General features: G+C 35.0%; 18 protein-coding genes, 5 tRNA genes, 1 riboswitch and 1 other annotated feature. Of the genes, 6 read left to right on the forward strand and 17 right to left on the reverse strand.

What is annotated here, in order from left to right; genetic code table 11:
- Positions 1-222: 222 nt before the first annotated feature.
- Complete coding sequence (locus JF76_RS06610; protein ID WP_045928349.1) at positions 223-1,086, reverse strand: aldo/keto reductase; 864 nt, start codon at positions 1,084-1,086, stop codon at positions 223-225.
- A 128-nt stretch (positions 1,087-1,214) separates the two neighbouring features.
- On the opposite strand from JF76_RS06610, the gene JF76_RS06615 reads away from it, so the two are divergent.
- Complete coding sequence (locus JF76_RS06615; protein WP_045928350.1) at positions 1,215-1,829, forward strand: histidine phosphatase family protein; 615 nt, start codon at positions 1,215-1,217, stop codon at positions 1,827-1,829.
- Positions 1,830-1,837: 8 nt separating this feature from the next.
- On the opposite strand, the gene fba is transcribed toward JF76_RS06615, so the two are convergent.
- The 5 genes from fba to JF76_RS06640 form a co-directional block, all read right to left on the reverse strand.
- Positions 1,838-2,752: a class II fructose-1,6-bisphosphate aldolase gene (fba, locus tag JF76_RS06620; RefSeq protein ID WP_045928351.1), complete on the reverse strand. Its 915-nt coding sequence runs from the start codon at positions 2,750-2,752 to the stop codon at positions 1,838-1,840.
- A 97-nt stretch (positions 2,753-2,849) separates the two neighbouring features.
- Positions 2,850-4,535, reverse strand: coding sequence for an arginine--tRNA ligase (gene argS / locus JF76_RS06625; RefSeq protein ID WP_045928352.1), 1,686 nt, complete (start codon positions 4,533-4,535; stop codon positions 2,850-2,852).
- Between the two features lie 254 nt (positions 4,536-4,789).
- Complete coding sequence (locus JF76_RS06630; protein ID WP_045928353.1) at positions 4,790-5,437, reverse strand: L,D-transpeptidase; 648 nt, start codon at positions 5,435-5,437, stop codon at positions 4,790-4,792.
- Positions 5,438-5,478: 41 nt separating this feature from the next.
- Entirely contained in the window at positions 5,479-6,321 is an 843-nt protein-coding gene (locus JF76_RS06635) for an NAD(P)H-hydrate dehydratase (RefSeq protein WP_045928354.1), read from the reverse strand.
- A 1-nt stretch (position 6,322) separates the two neighbouring features.
- Positions 6,323-7,603: a serine hydrolase gene (locus JF76_RS06640; RefSeq protein ID WP_052697085.1), complete on the reverse strand. Its 1,281-nt coding sequence runs from the start codon at positions 7,601-7,603 to the stop codon at positions 6,323-6,325.
- A gap of 101 nt (positions 7,604-7,704) precedes the next feature.
- Here JF76_RS06640 and JF76_RS06645 point away from each other — a divergent pair.
- The 3 genes from JF76_RS06645 to JF76_RS06655 all read left to right on the forward strand — a co-directional run bounded on the left by JF76_RS06645 (position 7,705) and on the right by JF76_RS06655 (position 9,680).
- A tRNA-Leu gene (locus JF76_RS06645) sits at positions 7,705-7,788 on the forward strand.
- Positions 7,789-8,187: 399 nt separating this feature from the next.
- Positions 8,188-8,412: a PspC domain-containing protein gene (locus JF76_RS06650; RefSeq protein ID WP_045928355.1), complete on the forward strand. Its 225-nt coding sequence runs from the start codon at positions 8,188-8,190 to the stop codon at positions 8,410-8,412.
- Between the two features lie 164 nt (positions 8,413-8,576).
- Positions 8,577-9,680 (forward strand): pyridoxal phosphate-dependent aminotransferase, encoded by a 1,104-nt coding sequence (locus JF76_RS06655; protein ID WP_052697086.1) that lies wholly within the window; start codon positions 8,577-8,579, stop codon positions 9,678-9,680.
- 225 nt (positions 9,681-9,905) lie between these two features.
- Here the strand turns inward: JF76_RS06655 and JF76_RS06660 are convergent, their stop codons facing one another.
- Together JF76_RS06660 and leuS are read right to left on the reverse strand one after the other, a co-directional pair.
- Positions 9,906-11,549: a putative polysaccharide biosynthesis protein gene (locus tag JF76_RS06660; RefSeq protein WP_045928356.1), complete on the reverse strand. Its 1,644-nt coding sequence runs from the start codon at positions 11,547-11,549 to the stop codon at positions 9,906-9,908.
- 95 nt (positions 11,550-11,644) lie between these two features.
- Positions 11,645-14,059 (reverse strand): leucine--tRNA ligase, encoded by a 2,415-nt coding sequence (gene leuS / locus JF76_RS06665; RefSeq protein WP_045928357.1) that lies wholly within the window; start codon positions 14,057-14,059, stop codon positions 11,645-11,647.
- A gap of 39 nt (positions 14,060-14,098) precedes the next feature.
- Positions 14,099-14,289, reverse strand: a binding site (T-box leader).
- A 26-nt stretch (positions 14,290-14,315) separates the two neighbouring features.
- On the opposite strand from leuS, the gene JF76_RS06670 reads away from it, so the two are divergent.
- Positions 14,316-15,008: a phosphatase PAP2 family protein gene (locus JF76_RS06670; RefSeq protein WP_045928358.1), complete on the forward strand. Its 693-nt coding sequence runs from the start codon at positions 14,316-14,318 to the stop codon at positions 15,006-15,008.
- 70 nt (positions 15,009-15,078) lie between these two features.
- On the opposite strand, the gene JF76_RS06675 is transcribed toward JF76_RS06670, so the two are convergent.
- The 7 genes from JF76_RS06675 to JF76_RS06705 form a co-directional block, all read right to left on the reverse strand.
- Entirely contained in the window at positions 15,079-15,567 is a 489-nt protein-coding gene (locus tag JF76_RS06675; RefSeq protein WP_045928359.1) for a cupin domain-containing protein, read from the reverse strand.
- Between the two features lie 254 nt (positions 15,568-15,821).
- Positions 15,822-16,568: a tyrosine-protein phosphatase gene (locus tag JF76_RS06680; protein WP_045928360.1), complete on the reverse strand. Its 747-nt coding sequence runs from the start codon at positions 16,566-16,568 to the stop codon at positions 15,822-15,824.
- 139 nt (positions 16,569-16,707) lie between these two features.
- A complete protein-coding gene (locus tag JF76_RS06685) occupies positions 16,708-18,162 on the reverse strand; it encodes an MDR family MFS transporter (protein WP_045928361.1) in 1,455 nt (484 codons plus the stop codon).
- A gap of 29 nt (positions 18,163-18,191) precedes the next feature.
- Positions 18,192-19,391, reverse strand: a complete 1,200-nt coding sequence (metK, locus tag JF76_RS06690) for a methionine adenosyltransferase (RefSeq protein WP_045928362.1) — start codon at positions 19,389-19,391, stop codon at positions 18,192-18,194.
- Positions 19,389-19,469, reverse strand: a riboswitch (SMK box riboswitch). (Overlaps the previous gene by 3 nt.)
- A gap of 80 nt (positions 19,470-19,549) precedes the next feature.
- A tRNA-Val gene (locus tag JF76_RS06695) sits at positions 19,550-19,622 on the reverse strand.
- 4 nt (positions 19,623-19,626) lie between these two features.
- A tRNA-Glu gene (locus JF76_RS06700) sits at positions 19,627-19,698 on the reverse strand.
- Positions 19,699-19,821: 123 nt separating this feature from the next.
- Positions 19,822-19,894: transfer RNA gene (locus JF76_RS06705), tRNA-Val, on the reverse strand.
- Between the two features lie 623 nt (positions 19,895-20,517).
- Between JF76_RS06705 and JF76_RS09960 the strand changes: the two genes are divergently transcribed.
- The gene (locus JF76_RS09960) at positions 20,518-21,186 is read left to right on the forward strand and encodes a hypothetical protein (protein WP_052697087.1); all 669 of its coding nucleotides are present in this window, start codon (positions 20,518-20,520) and stop codon (positions 21,184-21,186) included.
- Positions 21,187-21,668: 482 nt separating this feature from the next.
- Here the strand turns inward: JF76_RS09960 and JF76_RS10230 are convergent, their stop codons facing one another.
- Entirely contained in the window at positions 21,669-21,824 is a 156-nt protein-coding gene (locus tag JF76_RS10230) for a hypothetical protein (protein ID WP_156962764.1), read from the reverse strand.
- A gap of 1,089 nt (positions 21,825-22,913) precedes the next feature.
- Positions 22,914-23,003, reverse strand: a tRNA-Ser gene (locus JF76_RS10350).
- Positions 23,004-23,011 lie beyond the last annotated feature (8 nt).

Below are 23,011 nucleotides of genomic sequence, written 5' to 3' on the forward strand. Positions count from 1 at the left end.
AAAATAAGCTTATCAAGAAGTTACTTTATTAGTTATAAATCGACTTAATTTAAATTTTTTAAATACAAAAAGCCTTCTAAGCTGATTTTTCAGCTAAGAAGGCAAGTTTGGTATTTGATTGTTTTTATTATCAAGTTAAATCAAGAAATTAACTTTATATTCCGATAACTTATTCGAAAAATTTAAACTGTAGTTTACTTTAGAAGATTTGAAGTATTCTTTTTATCTTTTTCCACCAAATACTGGAAAATGACTCGAAGTGCCATAATCAAAATTATGAATATTCTCCAAAGTTTTCATGTCTACATCACTTATTTCAAAATTCAATTCTGAATTTTGTTTCATATGTTCTGGATTGACAGACTTAGGTAAAACTACGGTATTAAGTTGCCAATCGTAACGAATACAAAGTTGGGCAACTGAAACTTGATATTTTTCTGCCATACTCTTAATAGTATTATTCGTCAGAGCCTCACCGTGAGCAACTGGCGAAAATGACTCCACAACGATGTCATGTTCTTGACAAAAATTAATCAACTTTTTTGGTGTTGCTCCAATATGACACAAAATTTGATTTACCATTGGTTTAACTTCACTGTTGTCAATTAAATTCTGCAAATCCTTCGGCTGAAAACTGGAAACACCAATTGCGCGTAATTTTCCTTCTTTCATAGCATCTGTTAATGCTCGCCAAGTCTCTAGATTTCCTTCAAAATGGCGATCATCTGACTGATTAACTTCCTTCCAAGGTTGAGGATTGTGAATAATCATCATATCTAAATAGTCAAGATCCATGCGAGTAAGGGTTTCATCAATTGACTTTTTAGCTTCTTGATAATTTTTGATTTCAGCCTCTACTTTAGAATTAACAAAGATTTGATCACGGCTAATACCTGAATCTTTGATACCCTGACCAACTCCTTTTTCGTTATGATATGCCTGAGCAGTATCAATATGCCGGTAACCCATTTTTAAGGCATTTTTCACAGGTGCAGCTACTTCATTATCCGGGATTTTCCAGGTTCCTAATGCTAGTTTAGGGATTTTTACCCCATTATTAAGTGTAAATGTTTCTTCAAAAATCATGTTTGTCCCTCCATACTTCTTTTCTTGAGTATAACGCTTAAATTAGACTTTAAGTCAATTTATTTCATTTAGATTTTATGATATTTTTGTTTACAATTAAATGTATATATATCAAAGAAGGTAAAAATATGAAATATGTTTATCTAATGCGTCACGGACAAACTTTGTTTAATGTCCAACATAAGATTCAGGGATTTTGTGATTCACCTTTAACTTCATTAGGAATTAAACAAGCAAAAGCAACTAAAAAAGAATATTTTGAACATGAGAAAGTCAATTTAGAAGAGGCACATTGTTCAACTTCTGAAAGGGCAATAGATACTTTAAAAATAGTGACCGATCTACCTTTTGAAACGCATAAAGATTTACGTGAGTGGAATTTCGGCGCATACGAAGGAGAAGGTGAACACTTAAATCCGCCACTACCTTATAACGACTTTTTTGTTCAATTTGGTGGTGAATCCCAAAAACAGGTAGTCGCAAGAATCAATAAAGCGATCACCAGTATTGCAGAATCATCTCCTTGTCAACATATTCTGATTGTATCTCATGCCGGTGCTATAGCGAATTTTTATAGAAAGTGGGAAAAATATAATACTTTTGAACGCAAATATCACTTTAAAAACTGTTCAGTCTTAAAATACGACTATGAAAATGGTGTTTTCCGTTTGCAGTCGTTTTTAACCCCAGCTGTTAAAGCAAAGAGAGATCAATCATTCAGATTGATCTCTCTTATATTATAATTATTAAATTATTCCAAGTTCAATGAACTCTTGTCAAAACCTGCTGACTTAATCTTGTCATCAATTGATGGAGTACCAAGCCATGTGATCATTTCCTTCATTGAAGCTGTAATTGCTTCTGTACCTGGAAGAAGAAGCTTACGAGGATCGTAACCCTTGTTGTCCTTATCTTCATCCTTATGTGCTTCAAAGTACTTACGAGTAGCAGCTTGAAAAGCTAATTGGAATTCAGTGTTAATGTTAACTTTAGAAATTCCGAGAGAAATAGCCTTCTTAACTTGGTCTTCAGGAATACCTGAACCACCATGTAATACCAATGGAACAGAAACTGCATCAGCAATTTCCTTCAAACGATCAAAGTTTAAACCTTTCCAGCCTTCTGGATAAACACCATGGATATTGCCAATACCACAAGCAAGTTTGTCAACACCTGCAGCTACGAAAGTTTTTGCGTCTTCAACAGAAGCAAGTTCACCACCATCGGCACCTTGATTTTCACCAATTTTACCGATTTCGGCCTCAACTGAAATGCCACGTTCATGCGCTAACTTAACAATTTCTTTAGTTTGAGCTAAGTTCTCTTCAGTTGGTAAAGCATGACCATCAAACATAACTGATGAATAACCAAGAGCAATACATTCTTTAGCAGCGTCAAAGCTACCATGATCTAAGTTCAATACAACTGGAACAGAGATGTTCATTGCATCAATTTCGTCTTCAACTAAGTCTTTAGCAACTTTATAGCCACCCATGTACTTAGCTGCACCCATTGACACCTGAATTAAAACTGGGGTTCTTGTTTCCTCAGCTGCCTGTAAAATTGCACGTGTCCATTCCAAGTTGTTAGTGTTATAAGCACCTACTGCATAATGGTTTTTACGAGCATCTTTAAAGATTTGATTACCATTATCTAAATATGCCATTAAATATACCTCCTATTAAACTTACAGTCATATTGTATCGTATTAATTAATCGTTGAACAATCTTTTATTTGATGTAAACGTTATTATTTAAAACTTTTACATTTCTTTAGGAGCATTCACACCTAATAGACGCAAAGATTCAGTTAAAACAATTGAAGTTGCCTGGACTAATGCCAATCGAGCACTAATTTGATCATCATCTACTAAAACTTTAACATTTGCATAATACTTGTTAAATTTCTTAGCTAAATCAAGAGCAAACTTAGCAATAACTGACGGCTCAAACTTATCACTGCTGCGAGCAATGATACGAGGAAAATCAGCAAGGGACTTAGCAACACCAAAAGCCCAGTCATCAACAATTTGTATATCTGTTAATTGCGGTTCGTGACCTTGAACGGCTGCCTTGCGCAAAACACTTTGTGCACGAGCATTTGTATACTGCACATATGGACCTGTGTCACCTTCAAAACGAACAACTTCATCAAGGTCAAAGTCAAAGTTTTCAGTTCTTTCATTCTTTAAATCATGAAAAATAACTGCGCCAACTCCAACATCATGAGCTACTTGATCTTTATTGGTCAAATCAGGATTTTTCTGCTCAATTTGTTTTTGAGCTAGTTTAACGGCGTCTTGTAACACTTGATCAAGAAAAACCACATTGCCTTTTCTAGTAGATAACTTTTTACCATTTTGAGTAATCAAGCCAAAAGGAACATGGTAAATTTCATCAGCCCAATCATAACCCATTTTTTTCAAAACAGATTTTAATTCTACAAAATGCTGAGCCTGTTCGTTGCCGACCACATAAAGCATTTTAACAAAATGATAAGTTTTCATACGATAAATCGCAGCTGCCAGATCACGTGTCAAGTAGATGCTAGTGCCATCTGATTTAACAATCAAAGCTGGATTTTCATCTTCACCCATGTCAACCACTTGTGCACCACGAGACTCATGCAAAAGTCCTTTTTCTTTCAGCTCATCAATCACGGGTTGCATTTTATCGTTAAAGAAAGCCTCACCTTTATATGAATCAAAAGTGACTCCCAATTCTTTGTAAATACGGTTGAAATCGGCTAAGGAAACATCCCGGAACCATTGCCATAATTTAACTGCTTCTGGATCACCCTCTTCTAGTTTCTTAAACCACGCCCGACCTTCATTTTCAAGCTCAGGGTGCTTTTCAGCTTCTTTATGGAACTTGACGTAATATTTAAATAAATTCATGATCGGGTCTTTTTTAACGTCTTCTTCCACACCCCAGTGCTTGTAGGCCGCTATTAATTTACCAAATTGTGTGCCGTAATCACCTAAATAGTTGATTTTAATTGGTGTGTAACCAACTTTTTGCAGGGTCTTGGCAATTGAATTGCCAATTACTGTTGACCTTAAGTGCCCCATCGACATTGGTTTTGCAATGTTGGGACTGGACATATCAATCGGCACATTTCCCTCTCCCAATTTTTGGTCACCATAATGTTCTTTTTGTTGCAAGATTTCTGTGAGAGTTTGTGAAATCAACTTGCTGTGATTGATAGAAAAATTAACGTAGGGTCCAACAGCTTTAATTGAAGCAAAGTCGCTGCTTTTTAGTTTGTCTGCAATATTTTGTGCAATTTCTACAGGATTTTGATGCAGCACTTTTGCCAATGCAAAGGCTGGAAAAGCATAGTCACCCATTTTTTCATTTTTTGGTCTTTCAATTAATGAATTGATTTGATCTTGGGAAAGGTCAACCTGACTAGCGATTAAGTCAACTACCTTATCTTTAAAATCCATTTTTCCTCCTAAATGCCAAAAAAGTCTCTTCCTCATTATTTGAAGAAGAGACGAGTTAAAACCCGCGGTACCACTCTATTTGATACAAAGTATCCGCTTATTAAATTTGCTAAATTATTAGTTAGACACGCCTTCAGTCATTTTTCCAGCTTGACTTTCACCAACTCAAGCTCGCTTTTCTAAAAAAATGCCTACTACTCCTAACCACTTTCACCAAAAGATTATAACAGGAAATGAAAGCTGAGCCAAATTTTTTAGTTATTTTTGATAATTACTTTGGTACCTACTGGAATATTTTCAGCCAACCAGCGTGAATCAGGAACGCTTAATCTGATACAGCCATGAGAGGCAGGCTTGACACCTAGCTTTTCAGCCTCTTTAATATTGTATTTGCCGTTGCCTTTCGTAGGAACGGAATGGAAAAGATAAACATTTTCTTTGTCCCAACTAGTCCAGTTATTAGCACCTTCATTTAATTCAGGATTATAAAAAGAGTCTCCACGACCATTTTTAATTTTATAATTTCCTGTTGGTGTCAATGACTTGCCTTTTTTAAACAAACCAGCACTTGCCAGCATGGTGTACACTCGTTTATTACCCCGCAAGATGTAAACTCGATTACCCTTGAGGGAGACTCTAATTGTTAAGTCATTTTCGAGATGCTTAATTTTAGGATAAGGCTTTGTCTCACTTGGCTTTTTCCAATTAAAAGGAGAACGTAAATCCTTTGGGTCCCGGTACGGTCGATAAGATGCTGCAGTTTTAATAACAGCTGTTTTCTTCGCTTCCTTACTTGAGTTTTTAGTTTCTGGCTGAGATGGCATTGAAATTCGTGCCAGACTAATAGCACATATTAATAAAACACAAAAAGCAGTAAGAACTTTTAAAAGACTTTTCTTCATGTTATAACCTTTCTCCCAACCAAATTTTTAACGTAAAATATCTAATTAGTATATTGACTCATTAGCTGAGGCAACATTGCACTTATTTCAGTCGGTCGCACCACATAATTATTTTCAGCAATTTTATCGCCTGCTAAAGAATGAATAAAAACTGCGGCCAGAACAGAATCCAAATTATTACCAAATTGAGCTGTAAAGCCACCAATAATACCTGCTAATGTATCTCCCATTCCACCCGTGGCCATGCCAGGGTTGCCTAACGGATTTACAAAAATTTGATTAGCTTTGGTATAAATGTGAGTGTGATTTGATTTTAAAACCAAAACAGCATTTTGTGTAGGAAAAATCTTTTTCAAAGCATTTAAATTCGCACTGTCAGTCTGATATGGGATTCTAATTTGACTCAACCTTTGCCATTCCATCTGATGTGGTGTTATGACCACTAAACCGATTTGAGTTGGAATTATCTTTGCATCCTGACCAATCATGTCCAAAGCACTTGCATCCAAAATCAATATTTGATTTCGAGAAACATTTTGACATATCGTTGACATTAATTGCCGAGTAAACGTGCTGGATCCTAAACCTGGTCCACAAACGATAACATCCATTTTTTTCATTAAATTTACCAAATTCCGGTCATGCCAGTCAATAAACATGACCTCAGGATTACGCGCATGCAATGCATTTAGGTTCACTGCATGGGTAGCCACAGAAATTAGTCCAGCACCACTATTAAGTGCAGCCTCGGCTGCCATGATAATTGCACCACCATAGTTTTCACTGCCACCTATTAATAAGACCCTGCCGTAATTGCCTTTGTGAGAATTACTTGGTCTTTTTTTTATTACTTTAGTCAAAATATCTTCTGTAATTACTGCCATATTAGCCTCCAAATAGCCAGCGCCAAAACCTTACAAAAATGTTTACTCTATTAGTTGATTCTAAAGCATGGGCGGGCAACAATAGGCCATTAGGACTTTGCAGTGAAATAATTTTGTTTTTGCCGGTCTTAAAGTAATAAGCGTTGATTTTTTGCCCTTTTTCTACTGGAGCTTCAACAGTTTTGGATGTTAAACCCACCTGAAATTTAGAGCCATTTCGTGGTATCCAGATCAGTGTTTTATTTTTGATACCAATATTTATCTGCCTGGCTTGTCCATCGTGAACTGCCATATTAGTGTGACCAATAATTACTTCATTACGCTGAAAAATCAAGGGCTCGTATTTTTGATAAACGTAATTGAGCAGTTTAGCTGTTTGAATAAAACGAGCTGGATCAGTGTTAGTAACATGTTTTGCACCCATGATTACAGTAATGATTCGCCCACCACGATGAGGTGCAGTCGCAATGAAACAAGCACCTGCAGCATCAGTAGTTCCTGTTTTCAAACCATCTATTTTTAGATTTTTATGATATTGCGGCATCCCTTTTAGCATCCAGTTAAAATTGCTCATTGGCGTTGCCATATTTTGGTCAATAAAGTCCATTTTAGCAATTTTAGTAGTCTTAAGTACTTCAGGATAATCCTGTATTAATTTCTGACCTACAATAGCCATATCCTTGGCAGACAACATGTTCTCATCATTTTTACCTGCCCCAGGATAAGCATCATTACCAACGCTTTTGTTGGGCAATCCGCAGGTTGTATAAATACGAGCATCTTTAATGCCCCATTTTTGCAGCTGCTGTCTCATTTGCTTAACGAACGCAACCTGAGAACCACTAATTGCTTCTGCTAACATCATTGCGGCTCCGTTAGCGGATTCAATTAAGGTTGCTTGATACAATTGTCTAATCGTATACGTGTGCTTTATACGCAAGGGAACGTTTGAATACTCTCTGTTACTGGCAACGGCAAAAATTTGCCGAGTAGGCGTAACCTTGGTGTTCCAATTGATTTTTTCCTGATCAATTGCCTTTAGGGTTAAATATGCGGTTACCAGTTTTGTCATTGAAGCTATGGGCAATGGCTGATTAATATTTTTGCCATACAATAATTGTCCAGTCATACTGTCAATTGCTATAGCTGCTTTAGCATCGATAGCTACTTTATCTTGATCATAATTATCAGGCAATTTTGAAGCAGCATACACGTCAACTGGAAATGCCAGTAATAAAAAGCTGATAAAAAATAGAATGATGGCTTTTGCTTTCTTTTTCAAGTGTGATTCTCCCTTCCCTGATATTTTTTGGATTATTTTAAGTTTTATGCTTACATTTTACCAAATTTTTGGTATGATTATTACTGTGCTAAAAATAATAAGCCCCGATGGCGGAATTGGCAGACGCGCAGCGTTCAGGTCGCTGTTTAGGTAACTAAGTGAAAGTTCGAATCTTTTTCGGGGCATCACGTTAAGCTAGTAAGAGCTGGTCCAGTGTGGAACTAGCTCTTTTGCTTTTTCCTAAATATTTATTTAATTCCTCTTGTTCAATTATTTTACGATTTTTGTTTTCTATTTTTCCTTATTTCTAGCGTATTATTCAGAACTTGCTAATTGACAGTCACAATAGTTACTTGAAGCAACAACGATTTAACTAAAAATAAGCAAAAGATAAATGCTTATATTAGTATAAAAATTGCTATACCTGTAAATAGTATTTCGCGGAGTTTCTGCTAGGCACTTTAATATTTCGCAAGTGATTTTTCAAAAACTTAGACTTGTCTACTTTTATTTTTAAAAATATGTTTTCAATTGTACTTAAATGATTTTTTTGTATTAAAATTATAGTAAAAGGAGGTATTGTCATGCAAAAACGTTTAACAAAATCTGAGGATAAGATTGTCTCCGGTGTCTTTGGCGGAGTCGCAGAATACTTTGGCTGGGATAAAGCATGGACCAGGATTGGAGGCGGAGCCTTAATATTGTTTTCATTCTTTACAGGATTGCTTTTATATATTATTGCTGCAATTGTTATGCCTGAAAAGGATCACGGTAATGACACTCCTGACGGTGAATTTCATAAGTACTAAATTCTTAAAAAATAAATTTATTTGTCTTACTCAAAAATTCAAGTTTAATTCAAGTTCGATTATATGAAAAATTAGACCTGAATTTATTTTTGTGCAATTTGACCTTTTTCGAATTAAATAATATGATTTATACAATAATTTACTTAAAGAAAGGTTAATATATTATGAGCTTAGACGTTAATATACTCCCATCAGATTACATTGACTTATCTATTGGGGATTTTCGTTCTGGAATAAACAAAAGAATAATTGACAAACTTGTGAAACGAGTTGAAAAAGAAGGCAACGGATACACTCCAGGTATGGGTCTGCCAAAACTCAGAAAAGAAATTGTGACATATTACAAAGAAAAATATGGCATAAAAGATATTGATGTAAATAACATCCAAATCACAGTGTCATGCTTACATGGTGCATTTTTATCCTTAAAGTCAATCATCAAATCTCAAAGTGATGAAATTATAGTTATTGCTCCCTTCTTCCCTTCGTACTTAAATTTAATTGCAGGAGTAGGCGCAAAGCCAGTGATAGTCAAATCAGAGGCTCCCGATTTTGCATTACCAAAAGACCAAATCAAAAACGCAGTAAATCGAAATACCAAGGCTATTATCATTAACTATCCTAATAACCCTACTGGTGCAACTATTTCAAAAACAGACCGTAACTTCTTGAATAAACTTTGTGAGGAAAACAATATTTTTATAGTTGATGATCATGTTTATAGTGACTATCCGAGCACCTACAAATATCAACCAGTCTCAACTGACATTTCTCATCAAATATTAGTCAGCAGTTTTTCCAAGACTTTTGCTATCCCAGGAATACGTCTAGGCTATGTGATTGCTCCTGCCGGTATTATTGAACGGGACGGTTATTATAATGAGGGGATCACCTTTAGTGCCCCAACTATTAGTCAATTCATTGGTGAAATAATTTTAGAAGAACCAGATCAATATACCCATCATATTGAAGAAATTGGACAAAGAGGTAAAAAACTAACTAATTTGCTTTCTACAAGTAAGTATTTTGCTTCCTCAAAGTATCTAGGAGGCCTATATATGTTTATTAAAATTCCTGATGAAATCAAAGATGTTGATTTGTACTATAAACTCTTAGAAGACCACTTCCATGTAATTGTTGCCAAGGGTAGTGATTTGGAATATTCGGACAGATACTTTAGAATTTCTTTATCTACCGAAAAAGATGCTTTATTTGAAGGTATGCATAAGATTATTGACTGTGTAGACTATACTTTAAATTATAAATAATTGCATCCTTAAAAAGATTAAGTCAATAAAATAAACATTATATTCAGTTTAAATTAATAAACTCTTTGCTTACCGAGTTTTAATTCAGTTAGTAAAGAGTTTTCATTTAACTTTAAAAAGCTAAAATAAGTCGATTAACAAACTAGTTCTAAATATATTTAGCTCAAAGCAAAAAACTTGATGCCGTTTTTATTACGGTACCAAGTTTTAAGATTACCTTTTTAATTATGCATGAATATGCAATTTTTCTAATATAGGAATAATTTTATTCCCAAGAATTTTTTGTGCCAAATCAGACTTAATCGCAGCAAATCCGTAAAATAAGCACCCGACAATAATGGATATAACTACTATAATTAACGACTGCAAACTGCTTGCAGGATTCAAGAACAATTCAAGTCCTTTTTCTACTGCCAAAACGATTAAAAACATGATTACAGAAAATGCGGTAATTCCGATAAAACGCCTTCTTGTTCGATCTTGGTTAAAATTATAGCCGACTTTAAGGTGTTTTAAAGCCATAAAGATAATGACAAGCATCCCTAAATTAGTTGCAATCAATGGTCCAAAAACCTTAAACAAATAAATCATTGGATATTGCATCAAAATTTTTATAATCAAGCCTAATATTAAATACTTTATAGCAAGACCATTTTCTGATAATCCCTGCAAAATCGCCATCAATACAGTGAATAAACCTAAACTTATTGCTGTAAATGATGATAGATATAATACATTTGCACCCAGCTTATCATAACCATAGAAAATTGTATAAACCGGTGTAGAAATTGCTGCCATACCAAAAGAAGCCGGAATCATGACGAATAGAAATAAATCTAAAGTGTTGCCTATTTGATTTGAAATCGCGTGAAAGTCATGCTTTGTGTGTGCTGCAGACAACAAAGGAATTGTTGTCACTGCCATTGCACTGGCAAGAGACACGATAATCATTATCAACTTATTGGCATTAAGGGCAAATAACGCATACCAAGTCTCAATTGTATTATTGGATGCATTGATTAAACTGGCAATCATTGGATGAAAAGAATACTGATCTACCAGATAAAAAAGCTGTATTCCTGCATCAATAATAATAAACGGAACTGCCTGAGCAATAATTTCTGCAAAAAGAGCAGAGGTTGAAACTTGGATTTCATTATTAGAGTTTTCAACTAATTCATTAAGCTTGTCACGTCGCGAAAGCAAAAACCAGGCTAGAACGGCAATTCCGAAAATTGCTCCGATTGCTGCAGCTAAATTTGACTGCACAACAGCGTCAACAAAGTTGCCGTGTTGCACCTGCATAATTACATAAGCAGTTAATAACATCCAAATAACCCGCGCCAGCTGTTCCACAAACTGAGACATGGCCGATGGCATCATATCTTCATAGCCCTGAAAATATCCCCGCATGATGCTTAACACAGGAATAATCAAGATAGCGTATGACAGACTACGCATGACTCTTACCTGTCTGGGATCAATCTGCGAGCCGTTAGATGCCAGAAAAGGCGAAGCAAAGTACATTATTGCAGCTGATATGATACCCAAAATTACCATTAAAATCAGACCACGATGAAAAAGCTTACGTCCTACACCATATTCATTAAGTGCATTGTATTTGGCTACCTGCTTAGCAACAGCACCAGGAATTCCTGCCGTAGATATTAAAATAAAAATACTATAGATATTATAACTTCTAGCAGTTAATGCATTGGCAATATTACCGTAAGGTGACATCCAATAAAACCATGGAATAATATAGAGTGCCCCTAAAATACGTGACGTAATAGAGCCAAAGGTCATCCACGCACTGCCCTTAATGAAGGTATTTTGTGTATTTTGTTCAGTTAAATTATTTTCTCTCATTAATATTCCCTAAATCTAGTTTACTAACTATATTATTGTGAATGAAAAAAGGCAATTAACAACAAATATACTTTGCACTTTAGGAAAAATTAACTTTATTTGGCTACAATATTAACAATCTTATTTGGTACAACGATGACCTTCTTAATATCTTTGCCTTTTAAAAATTTTTGTACATGAGGTAAAGCCAAGGCTTGCTTTTGAATTTCAGCTTTATCTAAATCAACAGCTGCTGTGAAATTTCCGCGCAGTTTGCCATTAACTTGTACCATAATTTCAACTGTTGACTCAACTAATTTAGCCGGATCATAGGTTGGCCATTTGGCAAAGGTCACAGATTCATTATGACCAAATATTTGCCAGATTTCTTCCATCATGTGTGGAGCAATCGGCGCTAAAAGCGTGATAAAACCTTCCGCATATTTCCTTGGAATAGTTTTAGCTTTCTGTGCGGCATTAACAAAGACCATTAATTGAGAAATCGCGGTATTAAAGTGTAAATCATCAAAATCTTCCGTTACCTTTTTAACAGTTTCATTATAAACTTTATCTAAAGTACCATCGTTGTCCTCCACGATATTTTCTTGAGGAATAGCTTTAAGATCTAAATCGTTGACAAATAAGCGCCAAACCCTATCCAAGAACTTCTTGGTTGAAGCGGGACCATTATCATCCCAGTCAATAGAAGCATCAAGAGGTCCCATGAACATTTCGTACATTCTCAGACTGTCTGCACCATACTCATCGATCACGTCATCCGGGTTAACTACATTGCCTTTTGACTTAGACATTTTATCATGGTCTTTAAGAATTAATCCCTGATTGAATAATCTTTGGAATGGCTCTTCATTTGGAACAACTCCCAAATCATATAAAACCATATTCCAAAATCTAGCATAAAGCAGGTGTCGTACAGCATGCTCTGCACCACCGATATAAAGATCAACCGGCATCCACTTCTTGAGCAATTCGTAATCGGCTAATTTATTATCATTGTGCGGATCAACAAAACGCAGGAAGTACCATGAAGAACCCGCCCAATTAGGCATAGTATTAGTTTCACGTTTACCCTTACGACCATTTTTATCAACTACATTAACCCAGTCTTTAAGATTAACTAATGGACTCTCAGGTGTTCCTGAGGGCTTGATGTCAGTAGCATGAGGTAAAACGAGCGGTAATTCATCTTCTGGAACCAGCGTTGTTTCTCCATCTTCCCAGTGAATTACTGGAATTGGCTCGCCCCAATAACGCTGACGACTAAATTCCCAGTCACGTAACTTGTAATTAACCTTTTTCTCTCCAGCATGGTGTTCAGTGAGCCAGGCCACAATTTTCTCTTTAGCTTCTGCATTGTTGAGCCCGTTTAGGAACTCAGAATCTATGTGTGGACCATCACCAGTATAGGCTTCTTGTGCAATATCTCCACCTTTGATAACGGCCTTAATAGGCAAATTGAATTTCTGAGCGAACTCATAATCACGTGTATCGTGTGCAGGAACTGCCATAACTGCACCAGTACCATAACTGCCAAGTACGTAGTCAGCAATCCAGATAGGAATTTCTTCATTATTTACAGGATTAATTGCATAAGCACCTGTAAAGACACCTGTCTTGGTTTTATTTAGATCTGTTCTTTCAAGGTCGGACTTAGATTCAATTTGTTTAATATAGGCATTGACTTCATCTTTATGACCATCAGTCATAATTTTTTGAACTAATTCATTTTCTGGAGCTAATACAGCGTAAGTTGCACCAAATAAAGTGTCCGGACGCGTACTAAAGACATCAAAAGTTTCATTGGAATTTTTAACCTTAAAAGTAATTTGTGCGCCTACAGAGCGACCAATCCAGTTCCGTTGCATTTCCTTAATGTTTTCTGGCCAATCAAGATTGTCTAAACCAGCAAGAAGACGGTCAGCATATTTGGTAATTCTTAACATCCATTGCTTCATGTTACGACGATATATTGGGTAACCACCACGTTCAGTCTTACCATCAACAATATCTTCGTTAGCAACAACTGTACCTAAATCTGGTGACCAGTTAACCGGTGCTTCTGCCTCATAAGCCAAGCCATTTTTATACATTTGCTCAAAAGTCCATTGCGTCCACTTGTAATATTTTGGATCACAAGTTGCCAATTCTCTGTTCCAGTCGTATGAGAATCCTAGAGTATTGAGCTGTCTTTTAAAATTAGCAATATTTTCAGTAGTAACAACAGCCGGATCTTGTCCCGTTTGAAGAGCATATTGTTCAGTAGGAAGACCAAAAGCATCCCAACCCATTGGGTGAAGGACGTTATAGCCTTGACTGCGCTTCATTCGTGCGACAATATCAGTTGCTGTGTAACCTTCTGGGTGTCCTACATGCAGTCCTTTACCGGATGGAAAAGGAAACATATCTAAAACATAATAATTTTTCTTTTTCGGGTCATTACCGGTTTTAAATGTTTGATTTCTTTCCCAGTAATCCTGCCATTTTTTTTCGACAACTTTGTGATTGTACATATTTTTTACCTCATAAAAAAAGTCCTATGAAATATTTTTTCATAGGACGAATAATCGCGGTACCACCTAAGTTCCGCACCAAAAGTGCGACACTCATGCCCCTTAACGCGGATAGCAAACGTTAGATTTGTTCCAGGCTCAGTTCACAACCTATTTTTCAAGTCTTGCACCTTCCGACTCTTCTCTATAGAAAAACAAAATTGCTACTAGTTCCTGATCTTTATTTTTTGACCAATAATGATTATAATTTACCACAATGAATAAAAAAAACAAGGGGAGAAAGTTTTTGAACAAAACAATTCAGACAAAAAGAGACACCATAGTACCTGCTACAATCTTTTTGATTGCTTATGCAGCGTGGGCAATTTTAGTTGCTTCCGAAAACCAGTTTATCCAAAAATTTGATCAAACTGTCATAAATATTATTTGCAATAACAATCCTGCAGTAATCAAATTTGCTACAACATTTACCAATTTAGGCAATACCAATGTAATTATGATTGAAACAATCATCTTGGTAATTGTTTTAGCATTTTGCAAAAAATTTGCTTATGCATTTTTTACTGCTGGAACAATGATTGCGGCTAACGGATACAACTGGATTATCAAACACGCAATAGCTCGTCACAGACCGCTTACCCAACACCTTGTGGCAGCTCACGGTTATAGTTTTCCATCAGGACATTCAGTTGGCAGTGCCACATTATTTGGGATTTTGATTGTTTTAACAATTTTATTAATTAAAAATAAAGCTATAAAAACTGTATTGTGCATCATTTGGGCCTGTTTTCCAATACTAATTGGTTATACAAGGATTTTCAACCACGTTCACTACCCTTCTGACGTAGTTGGCGGGTTTTTAGAAGGAATCGCATTTCTTTTAATCGGATATTCCTTCCTTTACCATTATTACTTAGAAAATCAAAGAGCACAAAGTACTATTTATTAACTAAAAAAGAGTTCTTATCAATTAGTGATAATTCGAACTCTTTTTTGCTACCTTAATTTAGAATTTTAGCTCAGTCAATTGCTAAGCGATTAATGACATCTTGATATCCAGGGCACTGTTTTAATAAATCTGACTTTTTAAGCATCTCAAAGTCATGATAATCAAATCCTGGTGAAACAACACAGCTTACTAAACAAAAACTGTTTGGTTTAGTAACTTCAGATGCAAAAATGGTGTGTTTGGGAACTTTAAACTGCATATATTCTCCAGCTGAAACATTTTTGCCTAACTTTACAGCAGTGTATTTACCTTCTGGAGAAATACAATGAATAGTAATCGCTTCTCCATCGTGGTAATACCACATTTCATCATGGTTCAGTCGGTGAAAGTGAGAACAACTGGTATCATCAAGCAAAAAGTAAATTGAAGTGTAATAAAATCGATTTCCATTGCTGTCTTCATCATAAAATTCTTTGTCACTAGTATAAACTTGCCTGAACCAGCCACCTTCCTGATGGGGTTCAAGTTTTAAACTTTTAATATAATCGTTGCGTTGCATTTTTCTCCCTTGTAAAAATTTGAATAATTAAAACTACTTTCTTCAAATCTAGCCTATTTTTGTCAGAATGTCATCTAAAAATTAATTTCATAAAGTAAATAGTTACTATAGTTTAAAAATAAAACTAATATTGTAAATACTTTATATTGGTAGGTACTATTATTTGAAATCAATTATGAAGCAAGTCAAAAACTTAAAAAATGGTATGGTTCCAAAATTTAAGAGACATATCTTTTTTTATTTTCAATTAAATTTTATACCAAATAAATTTGCCTCATTTTGCTCTTAAAATCACTCGGTAAATTCAGTCCTTTAATCAGGTAATTATCAAAATCCCCATAATTTTGCCTAACGGCAGAAAAATACCGTTCTAAATATGACTTTTGAACCGTTAAAGCTATAGCAACATCTTTTAATTGTGAACTTGTTAATTGGTCTCTTAGGTAGTCCAAAATTTCCTGATTTTCCTGCTTGCGCGCCTTAGTAGTTTTTAGATAATCGGCAAAGATTTGATCATCACTTACTCCCAGGCTTTTCAAAATTAAAGCTGCTGCCACTCCTGTGCGATCTTTGCCTGCAAAACAATGAAATGCTGTCGGAACAGGATCATTTATGAGAGTCATTAAAAATTGATGGTAGCCATTTTGAGCAGATTTCTGTAAAGCTAATTCTTCATAGGTGGTAAGCATATCTTCTTCAGCCTGATTATTACCAGAAACAATTTCATCAACACTGGCTTGATTAACCTGAGCATCTTTTAAAACATCAATTACAACATAATCTAATCCGGACCACAAATAATCCGGAAATTGTTTTCTTTCTTCCTCGCCCCTAAAATCAAAAACTCTCTTAATTTGATATTTATCTTGTACTTGTTCTTTTTGATAAGGAGTCAAGTTATACAATTGTCCACATCTAAAAAGTAACCCGTCTTTTACTTTTCTTCCTTCAAATCCAGTGTAACCACCTAAGGAACGCCAATTAGTAATTTCCCTTGCCATTTTTTTATACTCCAATTACTTATTAAGTTTAATATTATTTATTATAATTTTTCAGGCAAATTATTTCTACTAATGAAAAAATTTTAAAATAAAAAACCTGCTGGTAAATAAACCAACAGGTCTGTTATAAATCTAACGACTAATTAGCTTTCTCTTTGCTTTTATAAATACAATTAAAAATAACAGATATTACTATAGCAACAAGCGAAACGAAGTAAACCCCTTTTAAAGCACTAAAAAGTACTTGCCTTAATTGTGGAATTAAGTTCGCAGATAGTTCTTGGGCTTTAGATGATGAAACTATTTTGTTCATCATGCCTTGTGTCAAATTCGGATGTTTTGCAAGTTGATGTGCCACGACAGTATTGAAGGTTATACCAAAAATGGAAACCATCATTGTTTGACCTAAATACCTCATTAATGTGTTAAAGGAAGTAGCAACACCAATATTTTCTTTTGAAACTAAAACCTGTGACCTGACTTGCGAAGCGGTTAGAACTCCACCAAAGGAAAAGCCATTAAGTGTTGCTATGACACAAAAGACCCAAAACGGAGTATGAATAGGAACAAGCAATAACATACAGTCAGCAATTAGCAGGATTGTAAGCAATCCAAAGAAAGTTTTTCCTACACCCCAGCGACTCAACATGCCACCGATCAAAAATGAACCCACAACCCACATAACAGAGCTTGGAGTTACGGCAAAACCTGCTATTGTAGCAGAAGTTCCGTTAATGCCCTGCATCCAAGTTGGAATATAAAACTCAAAGCCAATAACTACCCCTGCTACAAGCAGGGTAATCATATTGACAGCCAAGAACTCTTTGCCCTTGAGCATTGACAGTGGCATTATCGGATCATCCGCGCGCTTTTCTTCATGATAAAAGATAATTGCGCTGACTATGATTAGTACAATTAAAGCAATAAGCATAAAAGGATTAAGAGTACCTAAATCTTGAAGTGTAAACATTAAGGTTAAAAGCAAAACAACCAGCCAAAATGTTCCTTTAACGTCAAGTTTAGTCTTTTGCTTATTCCTTGGTTCATTTAAGAAAAAGACAATTAATAAAAGTGCAATGATACCAATTGGCACATTAATGTAGAAAACCCAGTGCCAAGAAAGATTTTGCACAATAAAGCCACCAAGTAATGGAGCAATGACTGAAGCTACGCCCCAAAAACCAGAGTTGAGACCCAGCATTTTTGTTCTTTTTTCCAGACTATATAAATCTGCAATTATGGTCATCGCAACTGGTTGAACAGCTCCAGAACCCAGTCCCTGAATAACACGGAATAAAATTAGTTCAACCATATTCTGAGCCTGACCACAAAGAGCAGACCCAATCACAAAAAGAGCTATTCCAAATAGAAAAATTGGTTTACGACCAAAGCTGTCTGCTAATTTGCCATATAAAGGAGTTGACACAGCAGTCATAAACAAAAATATGGAAACAACCCAATTCATAATTTCTAATCCATTCAGATCGGAAACAATTGTCGGCATTGCAGTAGAAACGATTGTACCTTCGATGGCGGTCATAAATGTCGTCATAAAAATCGCAATCATTACTACTCGTACATTTGTCTTTTTCAAAATTACAACTCCCTTATTAATGAAAAGCTTTACTTATTTTCGTTAACAAAATTTAAAAGGTCTTGAACTTTATCGGTTTTCTCCCATGGTAAATCAATATCTGTTCTGCCAAAGTGTCCGTAAGCTGCAGTTTGCTCATAAATCGGCCGCCTTAAATTAAGCATTTTAATTATTCCAGCTGGGCGCAAGTCAAAGACCTTACGTACTGCTTTTGTTAAAAGGTCATCACTTACTTTACCGGTTCCGGCTGTATCAACCATAACTGAAACGGGATGAGCAACACCAATTGCGTAAGCTAATTGAACTTCACAGCGATCAGCCAAACCTGAAGCAACAATATTTTTAGCCACATATCTGGCAGCATAACTGGCACTGCGGTCAACCTTTGTAGGATCCTTTCCAGAAAAAGCGCCACCACCGTGGCGAGCATAGCCACCGTAGGTATCAACAATAATTTTACGTCCAGTCAGTCCCGAATCACCCTTAGGTCCACCAATAACAAAGCGACCTGATGGGTTAATCAGAAACTTGGTCTTTTCATCAAGATACTTAGCAGGTATTACCTTTTTAATTGCCAAATCAATCATAGCTTGCCGGATTTCCTCGTTTGAAACCTTATCATCGGTCTGTGTTGAAATAACAACGGTATCTACACGTATTGGTTTTTGTTTTTCATCGTATTCAACAGTCACTTCTGCCTTAGCATCAGGTCTAAGCCAAGTTAAAGTACCGTCTTTACGTAGCTTGGCAACCTGTCTCATTAAGCGATGAGCAAGCGAAATAGGCAAAGGCATTAATTCAGGCGTTTCATTGATTGCAAAACCAAACATTAAGCCTTGATCTCCAGCCCCAATTTGATCAAGCTGATCTTCGTCAGATTGATTTTCACGCGTTTCAAGAGAATGATCAACGCCTTGAGCAATATCAGGTGATTGTTCATCAATATCAATTAAGACAGCGCAATTATTGCCATCAAAGCCAAGTTCTGGTTTATCATAGCCAATTCTCAAAACTGTCTTGCGAACAATTCCTTGAATATCAACATAAGCACTAGTTGATATTTCACCAAAGACATAGACAATACCAGTATTGACGATTGTCTCACAAGCTACATGAGCTTGAGGGTCTTTGGCAATAATAGCATCCAAAATTGCATCAGAAATCTGATCAGCAATCTTGTCTGGATGACCTTCAGAAACAGATTCTGAAGTAAACAAACGTTTTTCCATATTAGTCCCCCTATAGACAATAGCTATTCGGTTACAAGGCATCTCCACTTAAGGATCCTCTCAGGACTTGAACCGATTTTTTAAAATTTTCGTTCTATGTTCTTATATATACATTGATAATAAAAAAAGCTACCGCATGTTCGGTAGCCATAGAACGATGGAGGATACAGGGCTCGAACCTGTGACCTCCTGCTTGTAAGGCAGATGCTCTCCCAGCTGAGCTAATCCTCCAAAATGACCCGTACGGGATTTGAACCCATGTTACCGCCGTGAAAGGGCGATGTCTTAACCACTTGACCAACGGGTCATTGTTCTGAATCAAAGCACATTCAATAGTATACCTATTCTGAAAGAAAATGCAAGGATTCCATTTATTAATTAAATCAATAAATAATGGCGGCGCGAACTTCCCTTCACACCACCATCATTATGGAGGATACAGGGCTCGAACCTGTGACCTCCTGCTTGTAAGGCAGATGCTCTCCCAGCTGAGCTAATCCTCCATTTTGTTGTCATCTCTCGACCACTCTTAATAATTTAGCATAAGTTTCTATTTATGTCTACATTTTTTTGAAATTTTTGTAGGATTCTGTTCATTAATATTAATTTCTATGAATTAACTAAACTTTTTTCAATTCTTTTTTATATTAAAGATTAAGGATACAACTAGATCGGGTGAAGAATGCTTGACTACTATTCAAGAAGTTGTCGGATCAAGTATGACAATCGGAGTTTAATTTCTATGTATTTTTCATCTGAATTTTGGGGAGTATGATTGAAAATTTTATATCAAAAGTTTAAATCTCTCACATTCCATTAAAAATTTTTATTTTCTGATAAAAGAGTTTTCTTATTCACTTGTTAGATTTTATCCTACTTCAACTTTTATTTTAAAAAGTACAATATATTTTGATATTGAAAAATTGTCACTTAAAATAATCTATTCTTGTATCTTCTATAATAATTATTTATACTAGAATTAAAAAAATAAAAGCATCACATGAAATTTTTTAATTTAATTATATAAAGTTTTTGTAACATTAAAAATCTTAAATATTAAGGTTCATATTTTGTCCATAACACCAGCGACATTAAACCTATGGTAGTAAATCTTTGGGAGGAAGTAATGGGTAATCTAAAAAAAACCTTATCATTTTTAATAACAAGCTTATTCATCTTTTCTTTGATAGGATGTTCAGCTGATGATACGAACAAATCAGGTGATAAAGGTGAAAGTAATAATCGACAAAGTAAAAAAGTAGAAATAGAGAAAAATACTGCTAAAGCAGTAACACTGTCGGCTGGTACTCATAAAGTCGGTAAAGAAATTAAACCCGGACGTTATGTAATTAAGGCCGTCTCAGGTAGTGGCAATCTATTTTCACGAAACAGTCCTAATGATCGTAATATAAATGTCATTTTAGGGCCAACTGAGGATGATACATGGATGAAACTTTCTTCGTACACCACTGACTTAAAAGCAGGAGAAAAGATAAAGATTGATGGAATTGAATCAACAAAACTAATCCCAACTCCAGACAAACGTATTTTTAGAAAGATACTGACCCCTGGTAGTTGGACAGTAGGTAAAGATATCAAACCTGGCGATTATACTATTAAAGCTGTACGAGGAACTGGAAACATATTCTCTGACAATGGCGAAGATGACATTAATGAAATTTTAGCAAAGCACCCTGATAAGGACTACGGCCAGGTATCAAAAATTCATGTTGAATTAAATAAAGGTGAAATAATAACTTCTGATGTTCCTAAAATAAAATTAGTAGAAGACTAACTACTAAAATCACAAGCATTATAGAAGCCAAACTTATTTAATTTTATTAATCATTTAATTCGTTTATAAAGTATAGCTTTAGGGGTTTTATTCCATTAATCTGATTGATGAAAAACTATTTTAAAAAGAAAAGGCAATTCAATTGATCTTATTATTAATGAAAAAAGACTAATTTAAATTTATATTATGTTTTAAGTCCTAAAATTTTGATAAAAATTAATATAATTTCTTTAAGGTCTGAGCCCAGTATTCTTTTGGGTCAGGCCTTTTGGTCTGTCTTTATTTCTTTCAGTGTTATTACGCAATTTCTTTAGTTAGTTCTTGCAGATTATGGTACTTATATTCCTGGACGTAAAACATTTTCGTTTTAATCAAGCCAAGAAGTTCTCCACTATCCGCTCGTGCATTGTATTTCATTTGCGCTACACGTTTTGAATAATGCCATGTAAATTCAATACACTCTGATAAATCGAATTTTGATATTACACTGTATGGAAATCACAAGCATTTAAAGCCTGATGTTTAGGAAAAATTTTATCCAACATTGACACTACCAGTTCCATATTAAGATGCCCTGAAATTGAGTAGAAATCTATATCGCCAACATAGCCATCCAAAATGGTTGACAAATAAATCATTTGTCCCCCTAAGATGAAATTCAGTAATATCCGCGTACTATTTCTTATTTGGTCTTAAGTAAAAGCAGCTGAGTTTAATTAAATTAAGTGAAATCTTACCAACTATATGGCAAAAACAAGAACACATACACCAATTTCATTTATTGGCTTTTAAACCCTAAGCCCAGTTCGTTCATATTTCTTCTGACCACTTTAACATTAGCTGGCCAGCCATCTTTAATTAACTGCAAGGCAATCTTACTCTATCTTCAATTTTAAAGATATACTTGTTGGTGTTATATTTGTTTATTTTTCTTAATTTTGCAGCTACTTGAAAAAACTTACCTTGATCACTTAATATGAAGTCATTTAAACGTTTTTACTGACTCTAGGTGAAACAACACTATTAGCACTAACAATACCTTGAGGCTTGGAATTTTGAACACTATTTTTAGTCTTTTGAATGCGTTTGTTATTATATTTTAGCTAATTAGTCTTGGTCTTTAAATCAGTATAAAAATAATCTTTAAATCCATGAAGCTTAGAATAAACGCTATTTTCATCTAATGAAACTAACTGTTTTCTTCTTTACATCGTCATAAAATGAATAGCTGATTTTGTTGCTTGATTTAAAATAAGGTTTTCCCGCCACGACAAAAGATAATTTGGCTTCGTAATCTGATGTAGGACACATAAGTTTGTAACACAATTTATCTAAATTTTTGTTTTATTATAATTTTAAAAGAAACAAGATCTCACGAACCATACCAAGTTTCATTAAACCTCACATTTATTTCTCTTCCACAAATGTTGTAAATAAAATTTTACTCTAACATTTTAAAAATTTTGGAATAAATGAAAAAGAATTTCATTTCGAAAGTTTAAGGTCTAAACATGAGGTTCTCCTATAATTTAAGAGCGACAAATTAGCGCACTATTGCGCCATGGGTTGACTGAATGCTAGATAAATTAATTCAAAATTCTAAGAAATTGCAAAAGTACCGGATGAAATAAAACAGAACGTCGAGCCTTTTTTTATACTTTTATGCCGTGCGAAAGCATAAAAAAAGCTTGTAACAGTTGATATCACAAGCTTCTTATTACTATTAACGGAGTGTGAGAGATTTGAACTCTCGATACAGGATTAACCCATATACATGATTTCCAATCATGCTCCTTAAGCCACTCGGACAACACTCCAATTTAAA

Origin of the sequence: Lactobacillus kullabergensis (assembly GCF_000967195.1) — a bacterium.
In the GTDB taxonomy this organism is placed as follows: Bacteria; Bacillota; Bacilli; order Lactobacillales; family Lactobacillaceae; genus Lactobacillus; species Lactobacillus kullabergensis.